Origin of the sequence: Amaricoccus sp., from assembly GCF_036846665.1 — a bacterium.
GTDB lineage: Bacteria > Pseudomonadota > Alphaproteobacteria > Rhodobacterales > Rhodobacteraceae > Amaricoccus.
Map to the genome: position 1 here is coordinate 1 of NZ_DAIUBO010000403.1, position 1,756 is coordinate 1,756.

The window sequence follows — 1,756 nt, forward strand, 5'->3', positions numbered from 1 at the left end:
AAGCAGCGGCGCAGGAAGGCGTCGGGCAGCTCCTTCTCGTTGTTGGAGGTGATGATCACCACCGGCCGCTGGCGCGCCCGCACGGTCTCGCCGGTCTCGTAGACGAAGAACTCCATCCGGTCGAGTTCCTGCAGCAGGTCGTTGGGGAACTCGATGTCGGCCTTGTCGATCTCGTCGATCAGGAGCACCACCCGGCCCTCCGCCTCGAAGGCCCGCCAGAGCGGGCCGCGGCGGATGTAATTGGCCACGTCGTGCACGCGCTCGTCGCCGAGCTGGCTGTCGCGCAGCCGGCTGACGGCGTCGTATTCGTAGAGCCCCTGGGCGGCCCGCGTGGTGGATTTGACGTGCCATTCCATCAGCGGCAGGCCGAGGCTCGCCGCGACCTGGCGTGCGAGCTCGGTCTTGCCGGTGCCGGGCTCGCCCTTGACGAGCAGCGGGCGTTCCAGCGTGATGGCGGCATTCACCGCGATCGCCAGGTCCGGGGTCGCGATGTAATCGGCCGTTCCTTCAAATCTCATTGCGATTGTGTCCGGCCTCCGGGGTGATCGGGGGAAACCCTAGCAGCGCTCCCCGCTTAAGCAAGTTCCCTTATGTTTGTAGTGACAAGGGAATCGAATCCCTATATCGGGAGGCAGCGCAAAATCGGGCGGTGTCGGGGCGAGCGGCCCCGGCGGCGACCCGGCGGTAGCAGGGTGAGTTGAGGTAGCTGTCCATGCGGGCTGAAACGAGGTTCGAACCGGAGTATCATCCGCATGACGACGAGCCTTTCATGAACCCCCGGCAGCTGGACTACTTCCGCCGCAAGCTCTCGTCCTGGAAGGCCTCGATCCTCGCGGAAAGCAAGGGCACCATCGAGCACATGCAGGAGGGCACCCGCAACATGCCCGACATCGCCGATCGGGCCAGCGAGGAAACCGACCGGGCGCTGGAGCTCCGGACCCGCGACCGCCAGCGCAAGCTGGTCGCCAAGATCGAATCGGCCCTGCGCCGCATCGAGGACGGGACCTACGGCTATTGCGAGGAAACCGGCGAGCCGATCTCGCTGCGCCGCCTCGACGCCCGCCCCATCGCCACCCTAAGCCTCGAGGCGCAGGAGCGCCACGAGCGCAAGGAACGCGTCCACCGCGACGACTGACGCGCCGCGCGCGGCCGGCTCTAGCTTGTCACCGCCGGCCCGCAGGCCAGCGGGATGTCCGACACGCCCGCCATCGTCTGCACCATGGGCGTGTCGACGCCGTCGCGCGTCTCGATGATCAGGATCTCGTCGCCCTGCCGGACATGCCGGAAACAGGCGGTGCCGATCCCGGTCCAGTGAAAGCAGTAATGCGGCGGGGAATAGTCCCAGGTCCCCTCCATGCAGGTGCCGTCGGTGAGCTGCAGCCGCACCCGGTTCGTGCCCGGCTCGTAGCGCTCCATCGCCCAGAACCGGTCGTCGATCCGGTAGGTCAGCGTCCGGCCCCGCGCCATGGCGATCCATTCCTCCACCGGGATGTCCTGCGCCGCCGGGCTGCGCTCGGTGAGCGGGCCCGCCAGGAGCGGCAGCGGCAGCGCGAGCGCGGCGGCGAGGACGACGAGGCTGGGACGCATGGCGATTCCACCGGACAGGTCTCCTCCACCAGATAGGCCAGCCGGCGCCCGGACGCCAGCATTCCGGGGCGCAGGGCAGGGCGATCGCATCCGGCGTTCATTCTCTCTTCCCCGACCGTCCCGCCACAGATGAGGGCGGTGCCCGGCTTCGGCGGGATGGGGACACTTC

Annotated in this window: 3 protein-coding genes; 1 reads left to right on the forward strand and 2 read right to left on the reverse strand. The window is 68.2% G+C overall.

Going from position 1 to position 1,756, the window contains the following annotated elements; all coding sequences use genetic code 11:
* A partial coding sequence (locus V7050_RS20845) for an AAA family ATPase (protein WP_324370622.1) occupies positions 1-518 on the reverse strand: 518 nt, incomplete at its 3' end.
* A gap of 194 nt (positions 519-712) precedes the next feature.
* Here V7050_RS20845 and dksA point away from each other — a divergent pair.
* Positions 713-1,135, forward strand: coding sequence for an RNA polymerase-binding protein DksA (dksA, locus tag V7050_RS20850; RefSeq protein WP_324370623.1), 423 nt, complete (start codon positions 713-715; stop codon positions 1,133-1,135).
* 20 nt (positions 1,136-1,155) lie between these two features.
* Here the strand turns inward: dksA and V7050_RS20855 are convergent, their stop codons facing one another.
* Positions 1,156-1,587 (reverse strand): hypothetical protein, encoded by a 432-nt coding sequence (locus V7050_RS20855; RefSeq protein WP_324370624.1) that lies wholly within the window; start codon positions 1,585-1,587, stop codon positions 1,156-1,158.
* Between the last annotated feature and the right edge of the window lie 169 nt (positions 1,588-1,756).

Bases quoted from the DNA above. Each gene is read 5' to 3' on its own strand.
- dksA (WP_324370623.1), top strand. From the start codon at position 713: ATGCGGGCTGAAACGAGGTTCGAACCGGAGTATCATCCGCATGACGAC.
- V7050_RS20855 (WP_324370624.1), bottom strand. From the start codon at position 1,587: ATGCGTCCCAGCCTCGTCGTCCTCGCCGCCGCGCTCGCGCTGCCGCTG.